Here is an 18,627-nt window from a genome sequence, read left to right as displayed (position 1 = left end):
ACAAGGAGAACCCAAAATCAACCAAGCCCCCGATGTGATGGTAGTTATCGGTAGACCGAAAGGGCATCGACGTTCTTACAAGACCTGGGTTGAAGATAACCTTAATCCCCAAGTCACCTTTGAAATAGCATCAGAAACCAACACCATCAAGGAATTAGAAGAGGATAAACTCAAGTTTTACCGGACCCATGGAGTAGAAGAGTACTATCTGTATGATCCAAACAGAGCCAAACTAAAAGGCTGGTTGCGTTCAGGAAAAAAACTAGAACCCATCCCCCAGATGCTGGGTTGGGTGAGTCCCCGTTTAGGAATTACCTTTGAGTTAGTAGCATCTCAATTGGTGCTGTATTATCCCAATGGTGAGCCTTTTGCTAGCTATTTAGAAATTAGTGAGCAGAAAGAACAACAACGTCAACGAGCAGAACAAGCGGAAGAAGCTTTAGAACAAGCACAGCAAGCTTTAGAGCTTGAACGAAATCGTATGAAAGCATTACTGGAGCAATTAAAAGCGAAAGGGATAAATCCCGAGGATTTTGACCTGTAAGCTATTTGATTGATAAGTTTAAACCATACCGATACCCCATACCTTCAATCCAGAGCCGCCTGTCAAATTTTACTTTTATTCTCTTCTAGTTGACGCACCTCTGATTCATCCCCTAAAGCCCGATAACTAACTTGGGCTTTTTCCAACCACTGTAAAGCTTCCTCTTTACTGTCAATAATTAAGCTGATAGTTACTAAACTCTTTTGTATTTCCGCTTGACTGTTTAAATCTGATGCTGCTTTAGCCAGTTCTAAACCTTTGAGGTAACGCTCCTTTGCCAGTCGATTTAATCCCACTTCTGTGTAGGTATCCCCTAGCAGTTGATAGGTGGCTACCAAAGTCTTACCCTCCTTGATGCTTTGTTCGAGGATATCAATGGCATCATATTTCAAATCTTCGCTGAGGTAAAAATGGGCTATGGCTAAGGTTTTTGCTTCTTCACTTAACTGTTTTTGCTGGAGTTCCTCTACTTCTTTTAATAGGGTGGTAGCTTTCTTTTTATCAAGTACCCGAAAACCAAATACCCCTTCCTCTATAGAACGTTTACCGTTGTCAGTCTCAACAATTAACCAATAATAACCAGGTGGTAGAGGTTGTTCCCCTGAATAAAGAATTTCTGTCTCCCTACTGTGGGTTTTCCAGTCTAGATCTAATCCTTGTCCACGAATCCTAACAGAATAACTTTCTGCACCTTCAACCTGATGCCAGCGTAGGGTGGGTCGGTTGTCGAGTAAGGATGTGTTCCTCGGACTTAATAGATAAGGAATGTTTTGATTATTTGCTACCCTAGTAGGAGCGGTATAATCCTCTGAGTGAATTATTCTACTATCTCCGGCGGTAGGACAGCCTTCATTAACGGTGGAAGTTCTTCCCGGTTCAGGTTTCCAGGTTGTCCAGTTGGAACACAGCACTTCAACGGTAGCATTTGAGCCTACTAACAGCTGATAATCCCCCCTGAGTACATCACCAATAGAAGCTGGTTGAAAATTTGACCAATCGGGCTTCTGGAATTTGACTTCACCTGGAGGACCCAAGGCGATAATTAGGTTAAACCTTGGTATTTGAGGCAGGGCAGGTTTGATGAAAGTAACTGCCACACCTAGCCCCAGTGCAAAGGCAATTAAGGTTTTCGATTGTTTTGACCACATGATTGATTGTCCTCCTTTAATTTTTTATGAGCTAAGCCCAGCCACAGATCCTCATCAGGATTAGCACTTGACCCCAATTGACAACATTTTTGCCACTGGGTAAGGGCTTTGGTTTTCTGGTTTTGTCCTTGATAAACCTGAGCTAATAAGCAGTGGGCTGAACCGCGATTGCTGATTTTTTCAATACCTTCTGGACTACTGCCTAAAGAGACCGCGCTCCGGAGAATTGGTTCTGCTTGCTCCTCTCGCCCTTGCTTGAGTAAAGCCCAACCCAAGTTTTTCATCAGGTCGTATCGAACTTTGATGCTTGCTTGCCCAGCCCCGGCTAAACCTTTGAAGAGTAAGGGGATAGCTAAGGAGGGTTTGTTGTTAAGAATATGCAAGCGACCTAAGTTGTTATAAGCTTTAACAAAACCGCCTTTTACGGCGAATTGGTATTGAGTTCTGGCTTTGTCAAACTGTTGTAAATCTTCGTATACTACAGCTAAGTTGTAGTGAGCTTTGACATTATCAGGATTAAGGGCTAAGGCTTGCTGATAGTGGGCTTCAGCACTGGCGAGTTGACCCTTGTTATAGTTTTCAAAACCTCTTCTATTAGAAAAATTAGAAAAATTGGGCAGATAAAAGTGAAAACCTAGTAAGATTAGCAGTAATAACTCCGTCGCCCCGAGCTGGGCTTCCCCATGAAAATGCTTGGGAATACCCAGTCGGATTAATAATTTATCAAATCCTTCTTGTCCGGTTTCCGTTAGTTCGCTTATCGCTTGTAATAAGGTCAAAAGACTGGGAAAAGCAATTGCTACTGCTCCCGCAAATCCAGTGCCTGCTATCAGAAAACGAGGCAGAAGGTCGATTAACAAGCCAAGATTCGCCGTCCAGCCAGCAATGCTCAATCCTCGCCATAACCAATCCCACCATTGCCAGCGGGCAAGCTCCGCTTCTGTTTCTAAATGCCACCACCAAGCTGTGTCTGGGGGTTCCAAACTAGTTCGCCAGCTGGAAAAATCAATAACTTTGCTGATCTGCCAAGCATTTTGTTTGAGGCGCACATCCAAGGCAACAAGGGTTTTTTGTTCGTGATAATAATGGTAAACTTTTGCCTGAACAGTAGCGTGAACAAAATCCCTAGCATTTAAAACTGCAATAATTTGCTCTTCAGACATCGGTGATGCTGAATCTTCCAGGTTATCAAGGGCTATTTCGTAAGTCTTGAGAGCCTCATCTAAGGGAGGAGTATTCATTTACTTTGTGGGTCAAAGATGTAAAAATTAAACTTAATTGTTCTTCCAACTTATATATTTTATTTTATAGATTTGTACTACTAAGCTCGAAAAGCTTGACTGTAAGCATTCAGCGGTCAGCCGTCAGCCGTCAGCCAAGGGCATCAGCTGATAGCTGATCGCTGATAGCTGATCGCTGATTTTTCAGTATCTATAGACTTATCCGGCTAACCACCAAAAGTTATGCAGGAAACTTTCAATACCAGGTTGATCTCCCACAGGACTTACCCACCAAGACCCTTAACATCCCGTTTCTCCTTATAAGTCAAAAGCTGAAATCGGTATATAGCATTTCTTAAATAGGTGAGGTACACAAGTTGTGGATTAATGGAAATAGGGAATAGGGAACTAGGGAATGACTTTTTTGAAGTGTCGTCTGTTGCTTGATGTACTTTTGCTGCTCCAATATCAGCCATACCAACTGCTCCCTTGCCAGTTGTTTGAGGGCTTTTGGCTCTAGCTTGTTCAGTGCGAGTTTTCTGCTCATGCTGTTAGGTTACCGATTTTTTCAGTTTTGTCAACCCCCCTCACCTGAATTCTTACAATTAAACTTAATTGTTCTTGCAGCTTATATATTTTATTTTATAGATTTGTACTACTAAGCTCGAAAAGCTTGACTGTAAGCATTCAGCGGTCAGCGGTCAGCAGTCAGCGGTCAGCCGTCAGCGGTCAGCCGTCAGCCAAGGGCATCAGCTGATAGCACCTCAAGTAACGTGGCACAGGCTTTGGCCTTGGCCTTTAGGCCACGCGGGGCGCGTTTGGCCACGCTGTGCGAACGACGCTGTGACGTAGCGCATTAGCTGATAGCTGATCTAGGGGTAATTGCAGCTGGCTCACATTTTTTTGTTCCCGCTTTTTATTGTAGGGCGCAGGCTAAGTAATAACAACCCTTAACATAGGCGTTGGAGTTGGGTTGAGTGCGGGGCCAGTCTCTACATTGACAATCCATTGGCAATTATTGACAATATAGCTATAAACAAGTAGTAAGTAACTAGGTATCCCAATGGAGACAATGAACATTGCCCTGCCCTCTCAGATGAAAGAGTTTATTCAAGCTCAGGTAGCCTTAGGGGGTTATAGCAGCGCTAGCGAGTACATTCGAGAGCTAATTCGAGCTGACCAAAAGCAGAAAACTAGATACGCCCTAGAAATGGAAATTCTTAAAGGACTAAGTAGCCCAGAGCCAACACCAATGACAGCTGACGATTGGGAAGATATTCGCACCAATATCAGACAGCGGTTTGACCAATCCGGGAAATAACTGATACATCGGATAATTACAGCGTTTCTCATATTAATTAGGTACACAGGATTTTTTCCCTACTCCCGACTCCCGACTCCCGACTCCCGACTCCCGACTCCCTAAAAAAAATCGGTCAAGTTTGGGTTAACCCCAATCCTTGACCGAATTCTGTACTTTAACGTTCCACAAGTACAGCTCAAAATCGATAATTTCAGATCTCAATTATGGCATGATTCCCGAGTTAGTCAGCAACTACTGAAAAGCAATAACATCCCAACTCATTTTGCTTCATGCTGCTTCACCCTCCTTCACCAAACATCCTTCACCATTCCTGATTTGCCAGGGGGCAACCCTGGCAAACTCCTATCTTAATCTATGTAAAAGTATCGAATCAAAAAGGTCATAACCTCACCAGGCTTTCCGGTAGGCTCCGGAGTGCTCCACTCGTCCGGCTCCGCATACTTAAGGGAATAAATGGCATTAATTGTTTTGCGAACCTTTTCAGGAGAACCGATCAAAAGGAGCTTGGCTTTCTTGGGTAAGGCACCTTGGTTGTCGGAAGGAGGAAAATTGTTACTCATCTGAAATTATCTCTTGAGTTTGTTGACATTATTAATTTATCAATAAATAAATAAAGTGTCAAGGGGTTTAGAAAATTTTTTTTTATTAAGAAATCGGGAATTGGAAATCGGTAATCGGGAATCGGGAATCGGGAATCGGGAATCGGGAATCGGGAGTTTTGAATCTAATTCCCCCCTTTTTTAAGGGGGGTTAGGGGGGATCTATGTACCTAATTTCAAAAGTGACATGCTCCCCGGCATACCGACATCAAATTAACTATAAAATAGGAGTTATTTGTCTAAATTTTTCATAAAATTACTGGTCTGGTGGGCAGTGCTTCCACCAATTCAAAACCTCACAATCTTGTTGGTTTGCACTGCCCACCCTACATCTAGATTTTTAATAAAATTACTGGTCAGGTGGGCAGTGCTTCAGACCAATTCAAAACCTCACAATCCTGTTGGTACGCACTGCCCACCCTACATCTCTCTCCCCATCTCCCCATCTCCCCATCTCCCTATCTCCCCATCTCCCCATCTCCCCATCTCCCCATCTCCCCATCTCCCCATCTCCCTATCTCCCCTGCCGATAAAGCAAATCGATAATTGCCATGAGTTTTTCTTAAGTTAAGGTACTTATTAATAAATTATTAATATTAAGTTAAAGGCTTATGTTTCTGGGGCTTGTGCCTTGACTATAGACTTAAGTAAATGATTTTAGTAAGATCATTAAATAAATCTAATGGATGTATTTGCAGTACAGTAAAAAGTAGTTACCTACATGTAATGTAACAATTACCTAAATGTCATTTAACTATGCAACTAACTAACCAAATTCACTTTCGTAACATTAGGGGGGATATTTTTGGTGGACTAACCGCCGCCGTGATCGCCCTCCCCATGGCTCTTACCTTCGGTGTCGCCTCCGGTGCTGGAGCAGAAGCTGGTTTGTGGGGTGCTGTATTAATCGGCTTTTTTGCTGCGGTATTTGGAGGTACTCCCACCCTAATTTCTGAACCCACTGGCCCCATGACCGTGGTGATGACAGCGGTAATTGCTAACCTCACCGCTGCTAATGCAGACAACGGCTTGGCTATGGCTTTTACCGTGGTCATGTTAGCCGGAATTTTTCAAATTCTGTTTGGTTTTCTGCGCCTAGGCAAATACATTACGTTGATGCCCTACACCGTCATTTCCGGTTTTATGTCGGGTATTGGAATCATACTAATTATTTTGCAAACTGCTCCTTTCTTGGGTCAAGGTAGCCCTAAAGGTGGCGTGATTGGCACAGTTACTAGTTTGCCCACACTGATAGCAAACATCAACCCGATTGAAACTGTTTTAGCGGTTTTGACGGTAGCAATTCTTGTTTTGATGCCCCGCAAATGGAAACGCATCGTACCCCCCCAGTTGGTAGCCTTAATTCTGGGAACAGTTTTGTCTTTGGTGTTTTTCTCTGGGGTAGATATTCGCCGTATTGGGGAAATTGCTGTTGGTTTGCCTAGTTTGCGTCTACCGGTGTTTACCACTCAACAGTTACAGTTAATGGTGGTTGATGCTTTGGTGCTAGCTACACTGGGCTGCATTGATGCATTACTAACGTCCCTGGTGGCTGATAGTTTAACCCGTACCGAACATGACTCTAACAAAGAGTTGATGGGTCAGGGTTTAGGTAATTTGGTATCCGGTTTATTTGGCGGTATTCCTGGAGCTGGCGCAACCATGGGAACTGTGGTTAATATCCAAACCGGGGGTAGGACTGCCCTTTCTGGAATCGCCCGTGCTTTAGCATTACTAGTAGTTGTGCTTTGGGCTGCCCCCCTCACCAAAAGTATTCCCCTTGCTGTTTTGGCTGGTATCGCCCTCAAGGTAGGTATTGATATTATTGACTGGGGTTTCCTCAAGCGTGCCCATAAAATTTCTTGGAAAGCATCCCTGATTATGTACGGGGTGATTTTACTGACTGTTTTTGTTGACTTGATTGTGGCCGTGGGAGTAGGAGTATTTATTGCCAATATCCTCACCATTGAGCGTCTTAGTGCTCATAGAGCAGACAGTGTTAAGGCGATTACCTATGACGATGAGGAAATTCAGCTTTCCCAGGAAGAAAAAGTACTATTGGATCAAGGTGACGGTCGTATTGTACTCTTTCATCTCAGTGGACCGATGATTTTTGGGGTTGCCAAGGCAATTTCCCGTCAACACAATGCCATTGAAGGTTTTGATGTACTGATTCTGGATTTCAGTGATGTACCTATTTTAGGTGTTACCGCTACCCTAGCTTTGGAAAATGCTATTCAAGAAGCCTTAGATAAAGGTCGTCAAGTATTTATTGTAGGGGCAGCAGGCAAAACCAGAAAGCGCTTACAAAGCTTGGATATCTGGCATAAGATTCCACCCCAAAACCTAGAATTGACTCGTTTAGAAGCACTGCGGTGGTCTCGTACGATCGTGAATAACTCTCAAAATTATGCACCAAGTCAGGCACAAGCTAATTTTGATTTGTCAGCTGATATATAAGTTTTATTTAAGAGCCGTAGGGTGGGCAGTGTTGGCGGAGCAATTGAAAAGCTGACAATCCTTTTGGTAAGCACTGCCCACCCTACATCTACTTCTTAAACAAACCTGATTAATCAATTAGCAAACGTTACAAATAAGAAAGAATTTGCGTTAGTTACTTAATCCGTAGTAATAATAGCACTGAAGCGTTGAATGTTTAAAACGTTCAACGCTTCTGACTTTTTGATACCTTTTGATAGTTGTTTAGTTAACAAAAATAAAAATTATTTAAACTAACTTAAAATATCGACGTCTTGCATAAATAGCCAACAACAGGGTGATAAGTACTATAGCGTTTATAGGATTTATGAGGTACGCTTCTAAACCTCAAAGTCCCCCTTGATAAGGGGGATTTAGGGGGATCTATTTGTACCTCATAGCATAGAGTGAGCCGTAGTGAGCCGTAGGGTGGGCAGTGGATAAGACCAATTGAAAAGCTGACAATCGCTTTGCTAGCCACTGCCCACCCTACCTCAACGTTTGCCTCTTGCCTTGCCCTAATATTCCCAAAACATTTTTACTGACATGATTGCTCAAGCATTTGATGAGTTTTACCCCTCCCATCCAGTTCTGAGTGTAGTCTCTGGAGTAGACTCAGAATCAGAGTTAGCTTGGATACAAGCAAAAGAGTCTGCTGATCAAGTTGTCTTCAAAAATACAGGCAAACATCTCAGTGACATTGAAACCACAGTACTTCAGGGTTCTTGGGAAGGGAAAACCTATGATCAGATCGCCAATAGGTATGGCTACAGTGCTGAGTATCTTAACAAAGATATCGGCAACAAATTATGGAATAAGCTCTCAAAAGCATTAGGAGAAAGGGTTACCAAAAAGAGTTTCAAACAAGCACTGAGAAGAGCATGGAAAAAGTGTCAAGGTACATCAGTGGGCACCAATGGAGAGCAGCCACCATCTGAGCCGCTAACAAAGCTACCATTTCCGTCGGGTTGGGTGGCCCTGGATTCACCTCTTTATGTGGAGCGAGACAGCATCGAATCTCTCGGTTACGATACCGTTATTATGCCTGGTTCCCTGATTCGGATTAAAGCACCGAAGCTAATGGGAAAAACCTCCTTAATGATGAGGATTCTAGCTCATGCTCAATCCCAGGATTTTCAAACGGTGTATTTAGATTTGAGCAGTGTAGACCGAGCCATTTTAACGGATTTAGATAAATTCCTACGCTGGCTCTGTTTGAAAGTTGGTCGGCAATTAAAGTTAGACAATCAGTTAAATGATTATTGGGATACAGAGATTTTGGGGAGTAACGATAACTGCACAGTCTATTTTGAAGAGTATTTACTGGCAGAAATAGATTCTCCCCTGGTCTTAGCATTGGATGAAGTCGATCGAGTTTTCCCCTACCCCGAAGTAATAGAAGACTTTTTAGGGATGCTGCGCAGCTGGCATGAGAAAGCCAAGATTTCAGATATCTGGAAGCAACTGCGGCTGGTAATCGCACATTCTACAGAAGTTTATATTCCCTTAGACTTAAATCAATCTCCCTTTAACGCCGGGATTCCAGTGGAGTTGCGAGAGTTTGACCAACAGCAGGTAAAAAATTTGGCTCATCTCCATGGACTAAATTGGGAGAATGCCCAGATAGAGAAATTAATGACAATGGTATCTGGTCATCCCTATCTGGTACGGTTGGCGATGTATGAAATTGGCTCTGGCAAGGTAACATTCCAGCAGTTGTGGCAAGATGCACCAACAGAAGCAGGTATTTATAGCAACCATTTGCGGCGACATTTAGAAACACTGCAACAATTACCAGAGTTGCTTCAGGCCCTCAAGAAAGTTGTCACCTCATCTGAGCCAGTGGAACTAAATCCGATCGAGATTTACAAACTACACAGTATGGGCTTGGTAGAGCGACAGGGTAACTATGTTCTCGCTGCAATTTGTATCGGGAATATTTCTACCAAGTTTTAGCTTTTAGGTAAGCATCTGCGCTACGCGCACGCTGCGCGAACAGCTGTCAGCTATCAGCTAATGAAACAGCAATCATGAATGCCAGATATTTTTGGTAATAGCAATCCTAATGTGCTACCTGGCACAAACAACAGCGACAGAATCTTTGGTTTGGGTGATGATGATCAACTGCGTGGTGGAGGTGGATACGATCGGCTATTTGGCGATCGCAATGCTCCAGAAGAGCAGCCTATAATTATTATCCCCGGAAATGACACCCTTTGGGGAGGTGGCGGCACTGACGAACTGTTTGGCGATGCTGGTGATGACTTACTAGATGGTGGCATAGGTAATGATACTCCCTTGAGGGTGGCATAGGTAATGATACTCTCTTTGGGGGTGATGGCAATGATACTCTCTTTGGCGCTAATCCCTTGGCAATAACACCCGGTTTGAACGAAATTGACTCGTTAATTGGTGGTTCTGGAGGAGATCTATTTGTGCTTGGTGATGCTAATCAAGCTTACTATGACGATCTAGGCGAGAGTGATTTTGCTATCATCACAGATTTGAATCTCTTTGAGGATAGGATTCAACTCCACGGAAATTCTGCTGGCTATGAATTGCAAGAAGAAACCGTCACCCTTGATTCTGGGGATGTGGTTCAGGGACTAGGAATTTACGCTATCGAGGAAAGTTCCGGTTCAAATGATTTGATTGGTTTGATAGAAAACTCCCCCATAGGTCTCGATTTGAACGATTCTGTATTTGAATTCGTTTAGTTTTTATTGAACCAAACTTGATAGAGTGCGATCTGAACTTGACTCAGATCGCCTCTTCAAGGACAACAGAAGTAAATGTTGCGTAGGTTGCGTAAGGGAAGGGCTCGCACTCATTTTCCGCTTCTTTGGCAGTGTTAGGACAGCCCGCCCGAGGAAGGAAACGGGCAAGATGCCCGTTCCACGCCTGATGCCCGTTCCACGCCTGATGCCCGTTCCACGCCTGATGCCCGTTCCACGCCTGATGCCCGTTCCACGCCTGATGCCCGTTCCACGCCTGATGCCCGTTCCACGCCTGATGCCCGTTCCACGCCTGATGCCCGTTCCACGCCTGATGCCCGTTCCACGCCTGATGCCCGTTCCACGCCTGATGCCCATGCCACCCACTGGGTCAAACAACTTTAATGAGATGCACCCCTGCCCACCGACATTAAATTACCTAGAAAATAGTTTTTCTTTGTCTATATTTTTAATAAAATTAATCGTAGGGTGGCCAGTGCTTTAGACCGATAAAATCAGCTTGTAATCGGTGTCAGATGCACCCCACACTTCCCGCGCCCCCGCCCCACACTCCCCGCGCCCGGGCCCCACACTCTCTACACTTCCCTTCTTTTTTACAAATATGAGATGCACCATGGCGATCTGCATTCAGAGGCTGGTGTCACACATTGGCTGTTTGTGCATCTAAAGTTTATGGAGGGAAAGAAAATGACAAATTGAAAACTTATGGAAACTAACTACCACGTAAACCTTTTTGGCAGCTCCGACCAACAGCTCGCCAAGCTGGTCACAGAGTACTGTCGCCTAGTGACCCAACCTGAGTTGTCATCACAAGATGCTCAAAGCATCACAGAGATCCTAAGCTATAGCCGGTACGACCAAGAACTAAACTATTGGCTGTGCCAAGCAGATCAGTTAATTGACTACCAACTCAGCACCGGGGCAATACCTGATTACGACTTGGTGGTGAGTTCCCTTTCCATCAAGAACCTTGCTTATAATCTTACGCGGGTTCCCTCCCATCAAGTGACGTTTGAAACTTTTAAGGAACTAGTAACCCAAACCAAACTGAAGCACAGATTTCTCGACCAATATATCAGCTTTAATGAACAAGATTTCTCGCGCAAAGCCATTTTTCAAACCACAGCCCTGACCATTTATATGATTGGCTGGAGACCGGGGCAAGGTACCACTGCCCACCACCATGGTCAGTCCCTAAATGCAATCTTCGTCTACAAAGGAGAAATGACCCATCGCTTCCCTAACCAAGACGAGGGCCTAGAGCCTGACAAAATGCCCTCCAGACCTGGCGAGCTGTTTGGGGAGAATCAACTGGTTTGCATTGACCGCAAGCAATATCACCTAATGGCTAATAATTCCTCCAAAGATCTGGTCACCCTGCACTTTAGATTTGGTACGCCACCAGACAATATGAATTGGCAAACCAATATCAGTGAGTGCAAACCAGCAGCTATTTGGAGCAATTCAAACGAGGACATGGAAGAGATCTGTCGCTTAATGATTGCTTAGGGTCTAGACAAGCCAAACAAATAGGGTGCATCTCACTGTCTTGATGCAGTCGCTGATGGGGAGGGGCTGTGTGCTGAACTTGTTTCCGCACCTTGTAAGCCCCGTGGAAACCCCCTTTGGCCGACTGCATCGCCCTCGTTATAGATTTACAACAAAAAGATGCACCCAATCAACACTATGTAATACTGAGGTAAATCCATGAGTGCTCTACTAGCAATAAACTGGGTATTAACGCTCCTTAATCCTCTACAAGTTCAGTATCTCAAAGGGTACTATGACAAGCTCTTGTGGGGGTGCAAATTGCTGCATCGGTGTGACTCGGACGACATCCTCAGCCAGGTATGGGAGAAGGTAGTCGAAGTCGAGCGCTTAGAACGCCCGATTGAAAACCCCGAGGCGTGGGCGAAGAAAGTTGGGGAGCGCATTATTTTGCAAGAGAAAAGGAGGGAACTATCGGAAAAAAAGTCCATCCAGAAACTTGAGCCGATGATCCAAAGCCAAATTTTTGCTAGCCCAAGGGACAACCTTTACTGTGATGACACACTAGGACAGATGCTAACTTTAGCCCTCAAGGAACTTAAGCAAACCAAGCCGGACTTTCACCAACTACTGGTGATGCGATTCTTTCGTGAGCTGAGCTGGGAGCAGATATCGTCAGAGTTGTACCCAGACACTGCCATTACCAAAACAACTATTAACAAGGTGCGTCAGAGGGGAAGTCGCGCTTTGAAAAAACTGAGGGAAATTTTCTTTCTTAAGCTTAAGAAGTGATAATTTTCTGGATGTAGCGACCCGAAATAAGGCTATTTTTGGGGGCACATTAAAGGCAAATATAGCAGTTATCAAGTTCTCAATTGCTTGATGTACTTCGTCCTGGGTGAATGGGAATAGGGTTAAGAGTGTAGGGTTAAGAGTGTGGGGAGTGCGTAACCTGGGCGCGGGTAAGGGGTGGAGTGAGACTAATAGTGTGTACCTCATGAGTCTTAGAATTGCTATAAGTACGTCAAAGCTTATCTGTTAGGACTGACGCAAATCCCTCAATTTAATGCTACCTGTAGGGTGGGCAAGGTTTTGCCCACCCTACCCATGGAGTCTGTGCGTAAGTCCTGTCTGTGTAACTCAAACGTTTTGTCACATAATCAGGATCTACGCATCTAACTATTATAAGCGAAAAAAGTGCATTAAGTTTCCTTTTTTCGGTTTGCAAGTGATTTGATTTTTATTAAGGGTGCATAGTCAACAGTGCAAAGTCAACAATAACCTGACATAAAACCATGTTTTACTGGAATATTTCCAGTTTATACGGGCGTCATAATTCGTTTTAACTGCTATTTTTTGATACCAAATATAATCAACTTACAACCGTTTAAGCTGGCAAGATGGTTTATGTTGTGGGGCTCCATAACCTTACTTACATACTTGAACCATGGTCTTAAATATTTTCAGTCAAATACTGTCAAGCTTTGGTTAGCTTTGCGAGATATTCTCTTTATTATAGTCTGGACTTGAGGGTTATAATCATGAAATGCGATCAGATGTATTGTCCCTGGATTCAGGATTCTCAAAACGCAGATCATTACGTCTGTCTAAAGTGCAATCGTGAACGCTATATCAACGAAAGTCGTCCTGGATCAGTGATCTTTGTTTGCGTAGCAATAGCTTTCATAGTTATTGCTCTCCTCAGCAATGATGGCGAGATTAAACATCCAGAAAATCAACACCGAGCAACTCGAATAGAGATGGGTCGAAAAAATCAAGTCCCATACCGGGACTTGTCGCCGACGGCTAACCTCTAGGGCGTGTTTTCAAAGTTTTCCGCAAGATTATGATCCCCCCCAGCCCCCCTTAAAAAAGGGGGGAGCCATACTCAAAGTCCCCCTTTTTTAAGGGAAACGGGGGATCTCCGAGGCAAGAAAACACGCCCTAGTACCTCTGCGAAATTCCCAGGGTAGCGTAGGATTAGGCGATCGCCAGATTCCCTTCTTCTGCGCCTTCCTCCTGGTGTATCTAGGGAGTAGGGAACAGGGAACAGGGAACAGGGAACAGGGAACAGCGATGCAGTGCTATAGTAAGCGGAGCAGTTGTAATCTATGGTTCTGAGATTACCAGAATCTGGTGGGGATTTTTTGCGTACGCATTTCTAGCCCCTCAACAGTGATCAGAATTATTCTGGATCAGCCTCAGATATATAACAATCAAAAAAAATCGGTCAAGTTTGGGTTAACCCCAATGCTTGACCGAATTCTGTACTTTAACGTTTTCTGTCCGGACTAATCATCCCACCCTCAGAAAAGTTAATAGAAACAAATAATCTGATTTTTGCACTAACAAAGAAGGGTGCCTTCACACCAATCAATGGCCTGATTTATATGTTAAAAAAATCAGAGTTTAAAACCACAGAATTTCCTGGCAACCACCAGGACTCTAGTCAAGACAATTTTCCTAACCCTTCCTTGATTAAGTGACTAAAGTGCTAAAATGTTATACGAAATACGAACAGTTAGTATCTGAATTATTGCCCATTTTTTACCGATAGATAAATATATAATAAATGAAATTTGTTAAATTGTAGACTAATCCACCATATACATAGATAATTCAGGAAGGTAACAGGTAAGTATGGATCTTAAAAAAATCAAAGACACTCTAACAGAATTCACTAAAAAGAAAGATTACATTCAAGGAGTTGTCCTTGTTAACGAAGACGGCGAGCTGATCACCAAACCTCCCATCGGAGATTGGGACGAGACAACTACTTATATCATAGCTGGGATAATGGGTCAATTGATCCAACGCATTTGTCAGCAATTGAACTGGAACAACACTAAAGAGATTTATGTTGAAACCGAAGACGGCTATATCATGCTATTAGTATGTGCTCCGAGCATTTTCTTGTTAGTCAAAGCCAGTAGCAATACAAACCGAGGGCTTTTAAAGGGTGAAATCGCGCTAATTTTGGCAAATCTTCAGACTGATATCAATACTATATCCTCTACTAAAGATATTGAAGGTGGTAACGGAAAAGGCGTAGGTAGGTGGTAGATAATCTGCCTTATATCCCAAGGGTAGGAGGGTGCATCTCATCTTTGTAAAAAAGAAGGGAAGTGCCGGAAGTGTCGGAAGCGTGGGGATTTTAGGGAGAGTGGGTAGTGTAGGCAGTGTCGGAATTTTATTATAATTTTTGTCTAATTGCATGCATTGAGATGCACCCGGGTAGGATATCTGTCCCTAGCTAAACTTCCTCTTTTCTAAAACCGTGGTAAGTCTCTACATCATGGAGTTGCAAATCTAACCCCTTGAGCTCATCCTCGTCCGAAACTCTAATGCCTATTCGCGCTTTAAGTATTGACCAAGTGATCCAACTAAAAAGAAAGGTGAACAATAGAACAGCAACGAGACCAAACACTTGAATTCCTAATTGTTGGGATCTCTCTATCAGTGCAAGACCATTAGTATTGCAGAGTGGTGCATTTATTTGGTCACAAGGTAACTTATTCTGATTACTCAAAACAACTGCTAGCGTTCCCCAGATGCCACAACCTAAGTGAACTGATATTGCACCCACTGGGTCGTCAATTTTCCACAGGTTGAAGAGGTAAACTAATAAAACAACTAACCTTCCAGCTACCATACCAATGAAAGCAGCAGCCCATAGTTCTACATAGGCACTAGATGCAGTAATACTCACCAAACCTCCTAGGACTCCATTGATGATCATAGACAGTTCTGGTTTGTTATTAAAGTACTTTAGCTTTGAGGTTGTCAAAGCCGCTGTCAGAGCACCAGTTGCAGCAGCAATGTTGGTTGTTAGCAGAATGTGACTTATTTGTTCAGGGTCAGCTTTTAGCAGTGAACCTCCATTGAAGCCAAACCAGCCCAGCCAAAGGATAAAGCAACCTAGAGTAGCCATGCTGAGATTATGGGGACGTATAGGTACCCTAGTACCATCGTCTTTATAGCGGGAAACCATTTTACGGTCCTCCTCTCGTCGGTATTTACGTGGTCCCAAGAGCCAAGCACCCACTAGAGCTGCCATACCACCCACTGCATGAACTACGGTTGAACCAGCAAAATCCACGAAACCGAGCTGTTTGAGCCAACCGTTAGGTGCCCAAACCCAGTGTCCAGTGATGGGATAAGAAAGAGCGACCAGGAAAAAGCTAAACCATAAAAATGCTTTTAACTTAATTCTCTCCGCAACCGCTCCAGATACAATCGTCGCGGCGGTTCCAGCAAAAACTAATTGAAACAAAAATGTTGCTTTGAGAGGAATATGTTTTCCAAATTTTATCAGATAATTATTATAATTAGAGAATCCTCCTTCATCCAAAAAAAATCCCTGGAGTCTCAGGATATTATTAATTGGAGAATCGCCCATCATCAAGGCAAACCCAAAGATCCAGAATGCTAGTGTAGCAATAGCAAATACTAACAAATTTTTGGTCAAGATATTAGCAGCATTCTTATAACGGCAAAAGCCAGCTTCCAACATGCCAAAACCAGCATTCATAAAAAACACCCGAAAAGCGGCAAGTAACACCCAGATAGTATTGATGGTGTCTAATTGCTCACCTGAATCGTTAGAAGTAGTTTGGCCAAGGGCAGCTTGAGCCCACAATAGTAAGATTGTGGCTATTAACGGCAAGCAGAATTTCAAACTTGGCAACCGCCATTTTTTTTGGATTTTTAACTTTTTTATAGTCAGCATCTTTGGGTTCAATATACTAGCGAAAAATAAACACTATTTAGGTAAGTATTCAACTATGGCTGTTTTCAATTAGGTGAAGTACATTTTTTTAGGGAGCAGGGAGCAGGGAGCAGTGAAGAAGAGGTAAGAGGGGAAAAATCATTCGATAAAATCTCGAAGTATTCAATTTTTTCAAAAGCGGTTTATTGTCAGCTGACCGCTGTTCGCTGTTCCCGTAGCCCATAGGCTTAGGTAATATCACTGTCGTCTTTATATAAAGGCGGTATTCCGTAACGCTCGCTAATTTCCCTGTCAATGTTTCGCAGAATTTCCATCACATCTTCCGGCTCTGCATCTCTTAGTTCTGTTTGCAGACTTTTCTCTTCCTGTACAAAAGCTTGTCTAGCTTCTTCTATAGAGTGATTCTCAATAAAATAGCTAATCGCTGCTTCACCAATTGCTAAAGTCATCGCCACAGTATTGAAATTGATTTGAGTTCCTTTAACACCCAACTGCTCCAGGAATGTTTGGACCGTAATACTTTGGTATTGGTCAGGAATAGCAATATTGGCAATCATCCTGACCAGCAAATTTTGTATAAAGTTTGTTACAAAGGGAAAAAATCTCGCACCCAATGCAAACGAGGCTGCGGTCAACTTAAATTTATTGGCTATGATCCTCTTGAGTGGGATGCCCGCAGTTGCTCCCCCAAAACCGTATTTAGCAGCATCGTCAGAGATATTTTTATATATTTCTAGTTCTAGTTGCTCGATGTTATACCGTGTGTCTTCGTACTCCTGCCAACAGGCAGAAACAGGAACATAACTATCAGTAAGTTGGTGATAGTCATGGAGTCTTGCTTTAATGCACTTGATAATATTAATTTCTTTCTGCTCTTTGGCATTACTAGGCTTTCTGGAATTAGCCCTAGATTCTAAACTCACGTCATAAGGTGGATTCCACTCGCGGGCAGGGTCAACCAGGTCTATCTGGTTGATCACCAAGATAATCGGCAGTTTTGTCTTATGGTCTTGGTCGTGTTTTTGGCCCAGCGTCCTTAGAAACTCCACATCCTGAGCGACATACCCTCGCTCTTTGGCTGGAATCACAAATAAAAGGATATCTACTCTCTTTTCAACAATGTAGTCAATGGCTGACTGGAATGCCGGATCGTCCTTGGACTTTTCCCCTACACCACGGGAATCTACAATTTCTAAGCTCCGTCCATTGCGCTCGCATAGGTAAGATTCAGGGTCTAGGGTTTCCGGTTTATCAACCCTAACCTTAGCAACCCGCTTTCCCATCATGGCATTGACCAGAGATGATTTACCCGCTCCTGTTCTACCGTAGAGGGCAATTTTAGGAATCCGGCTCTGCTTTGCCCACTTGGGAATTTTCCTTCTAAGAATCGGCTCTGCAATCAATCTTGCTGGTTGACCCAGTACTGACAGAATTGAGAGAATGGAAGACTCGATATCAATTATTTCTAGGCGCTGTAGAATATCTTGGGCATTCTTAGGTCTCCGCTCTGGTGAGGGAGCCATTAGATCATTAATTAAATCTGCCAGTGGGTCAGATATTTGAGTCGCGCTGTCTCGCCAATTCTTTTCAAGCTTACCTGTGATTGCGTTTGCGCCAAAGTGCTTGAGTAGTTTGCCTGTCAGTAAACAGACAAAGCTACGCCCTAGGGCAAAGAAATCAGACCTATACTCAGCTTGACCTTTAACTTGTTCCGGCGGCGTGTAATCCTGTGAAACAATCCCTGTAACATTTCCTTCTTGAAGCTTTTCAAAATAGGTATCCGTCACCTCCCTCGCTGCACCAAAGTCAATCAAAGCTAACTGACCATTAGGTCTGAGCATGATGTTAGCAGGTTTAATATCCCGGTGAAACCAGTTCTGCTCATGCACTAGAGCTAAGATTTCTGCCAGTTGTTTCAACCATGCGATCGCTTGCTCTTGTGTGATGGGTTGATAGCCATTCTCTTCTAGCCACTTCTCTAAATCCAACCCCTCAATTTTTTCCATCACCAAGCAGTGCAAATCCTGATTCCCACCTTCTTGCGGGAGAATAAAGTAGCCATCTGGCTCGACTTTAGGAATTCCTGGATGATTTAGCTTTTTGAGTACCTCCGCTTCCCGTTCAAATAACTCTATAGCCTTGGGACTTTTGCGGTGCAGAACTTTTAATACTTTTCGCGTACCTTGGTCATCTACTTCCCAAGTTTTACCAAAGCCTCCTTCACCCAATAATTTGACAACTTTATAGCGATTATCTTTACTCAGAAGCTGATTTAGCTGCTCTTGTTGCTTTTCCCGATAATTATTGTTTTGGGTCATTTGATAATTTTATATCTCGTTATCTGTGATATTTACTATGGTAT

Annotated in this window: 18 protein-coding genes; 11 read left to right on the top strand and 7 right to left on the bottom strand. The window is 43.4% G+C overall.

What is annotated here, in order from left to right:
• The coding region (locus tag F6K53_RS19010; RefSeq protein WP_293081708.1) for a Uma2 family endonuclease at positions 1-544 on the top strand (544 nt) is incomplete at its 5' end.
• A 62-nt stretch (positions 545-606) separates the two neighbouring features.
• Here F6K53_RS19010 and F6K53_RS19005 read toward each other — a convergent pair.
• The 3 genes from F6K53_RS19005 to F6K53_RS18995 form a co-directional block, all read right to left on the bottom strand.
• On the bottom strand, positions 607-1,692 hold the full coding sequence (locus F6K53_RS19005; RefSeq protein ID WP_293022703.1) for a hypothetical protein: 1,086 nt from the start codon (positions 1,690-1,692) through the stop codon (positions 607-609).
• Positions 1,665-2,933, bottom strand: coding sequence for a tetratricopeptide repeat protein (locus F6K53_RS19000; protein WP_293022701.1), 1,269 nt, complete (start codon positions 2,931-2,933; stop codon positions 1,665-1,667). The genes F6K53_RS19005 and F6K53_RS19000 overlap by 28 nt, the downstream gene beginning before the upstream one ends.
• 334 nt (positions 2,934-3,267) lie before the next feature.
• Positions 3,268-3,459: a hypothetical protein gene (locus F6K53_RS18995; RefSeq protein WP_143727904.1), complete on the bottom strand. Its 192-nt coding sequence runs from the start codon at positions 3,457-3,459 to the stop codon at positions 3,268-3,270.
• A gap of 525 nt (positions 3,460-3,984) precedes the next feature.
• Here F6K53_RS18995 and F6K53_RS18990 point away from each other — a divergent pair.
• The gene (locus tag F6K53_RS18990) at positions 3,985-4,233 is read left to right on the top strand and encodes a type II toxin-antitoxin system ParD family antitoxin (RefSeq protein WP_293041017.1); all 249 of its coding nucleotides are present in this window, start codon (positions 3,985-3,987) and stop codon (positions 4,231-4,233) included.
• 350 nt (positions 4,234-4,583) lie between these two features.
• On the opposite strand, the gene F6K53_RS18985 is transcribed toward F6K53_RS18990, so the two are convergent.
• Positions 4,584-4,796, bottom strand: coding sequence for a hypothetical protein (locus F6K53_RS18985; protein WP_293022697.1), 213 nt, complete (start codon positions 4,794-4,796; stop codon positions 4,584-4,586).
• A 55-nt stretch (positions 4,797-4,851) separates the two neighbouring features.
• On the opposite strand from F6K53_RS18985, the gene F6K53_RS18980 reads away from it, so the two are divergent.
• The 5 genes from F6K53_RS18980 (at position 4,852) to F6K53_RS18960 (ending at position 10,030) form a co-directional block, all read left to right on the top strand.
• Positions 4,852-4,980, top strand: a complete 129-nt coding sequence (locus F6K53_RS18980) for a hypothetical protein (protein WP_293081704.1) — start codon at positions 4,852-4,854, stop codon at positions 4,978-4,980.
• Positions 4,981-5,591: 611 nt separating this feature from the next.
• Positions 5,592-7,295 carry a SulP family inorganic anion transporter gene (locus tag F6K53_RS18975; protein WP_293081702.1) on the top strand — a complete coding sequence of 568 codons (1,704 nt, stop codon included), beginning with the start codon at positions 5,592-5,594 and terminating at the stop codon, positions 7,293-7,295.
• A gap of 564 nt (positions 7,296-7,859) precedes the next feature.
• Positions 7,860-9,269 (top strand): AAA-like domain-containing protein, encoded by a 1,410-nt coding sequence (locus F6K53_RS18970; RefSeq protein ID WP_293081699.1) that lies wholly within the window; start codon positions 7,860-7,862, stop codon positions 9,267-9,269.
• A 78-nt stretch (positions 9,270-9,347) separates the two neighbouring features.
• A complete protein-coding gene (locus F6K53_RS18965) occupies positions 9,348-9,626 on the top strand; it encodes a hypothetical protein (protein WP_293022686.1) in 279 nt (92 codons plus the stop codon).
• 56 nt (positions 9,627-9,682) lie between these two features.
• Positions 9,683-10,030, top strand: a complete 348-nt coding sequence (locus F6K53_RS18960; RefSeq protein ID WP_293041029.1) for a hypothetical protein — start codon at positions 9,683-9,685, stop codon at positions 10,028-10,030.
• Between the two features lie 134 nt (positions 10,031-10,164).
• Here F6K53_RS18960 and F6K53_RS18955 read toward each other — a convergent pair whose 3' ends face one another.
• The gene (locus tag F6K53_RS18955) at positions 10,165-10,422 is read right to left on the bottom strand and encodes a hypothetical protein (RefSeq protein WP_293081696.1); all 258 of its coding nucleotides are present in this window, start codon (positions 10,420-10,422) and stop codon (positions 10,165-10,167) included.
• A 331-nt stretch (positions 10,423-10,753) separates the two neighbouring features.
• On the opposite strand from F6K53_RS18955, the gene F6K53_RS18950 reads away from it, so the two are divergent.
• From F6K53_RS18950 to F6K53_RS18935, 4 genes are all read left to right on the top strand, one after another.
• Positions 10,754-11,557 (top strand): cysteine dioxygenase family protein, encoded by an 804-nt coding sequence (locus F6K53_RS18950; RefSeq protein ID WP_293081694.1) that lies wholly within the window; start codon positions 10,754-10,756, stop codon positions 11,555-11,557.
• Positions 11,558-11,755: 198 nt separating this feature from the next.
• A complete protein-coding gene (locus F6K53_RS18945; RefSeq protein WP_293081692.1) occupies positions 11,756-12,328 on the top strand; it encodes a sigma-70 family RNA polymerase sigma factor in 573 nt (190 codons plus the stop codon).
• 749 nt (positions 12,329-13,077) lie between these two features.
• On the top strand, positions 13,078-13,353 hold the full coding sequence (locus tag F6K53_RS18940; RefSeq protein ID WP_293022672.1) for a hypothetical protein: 276 nt from the start codon (positions 13,078-13,080) through the stop codon (positions 13,351-13,353).
• Between the two features lie 823 nt (positions 13,354-14,176).
• The gene (locus tag F6K53_RS18935) at positions 14,177-14,599 is read left to right on the top strand and encodes a roadblock/LC7 domain-containing protein (protein WP_293081689.1); all 423 of its coding nucleotides are present in this window, start codon (positions 14,177-14,179) and stop codon (positions 14,597-14,599) included.
• A gap of 190 nt (positions 14,600-14,789) precedes the next feature.
• On the opposite strand, the gene F6K53_RS18930 is transcribed toward F6K53_RS18935, so the two are convergent.
• Positions 14,790-16,265 carry an ammonium transporter gene (locus F6K53_RS18930; protein WP_293081686.1) on the bottom strand — a complete coding sequence of 492 codons (1,476 nt, stop codon included), beginning with the start codon at positions 16,263-16,265 and terminating at the stop codon, positions 14,790-14,792.
• Between the two features lie 227 nt (positions 16,266-16,492).
• On the bottom strand, positions 16,493-18,583 hold the full coding sequence (locus F6K53_RS18925; RefSeq protein ID WP_293081684.1) for a serine/threonine-protein kinase: 2,091 nt from the start codon (positions 18,581-18,583) through the stop codon (positions 16,493-16,495).
• Positions 18,584-18,627: the final 44 nt, after the last annotated feature.

The sequence above is a fragment of the Moorena sp. SIO4A1 genome (assembly GCF_010672065.1).
Classification (GTDB): Bacteria; Cyanobacteriota; Cyanobacteriia; order Cyanobacteriales; family Coleofasciculaceae; genus Moorena.
The sequence above is the reverse complement of the archived record's forward strand: the minus strand, read 5'-3'. Positions and strand labels throughout refer to the sequence as shown.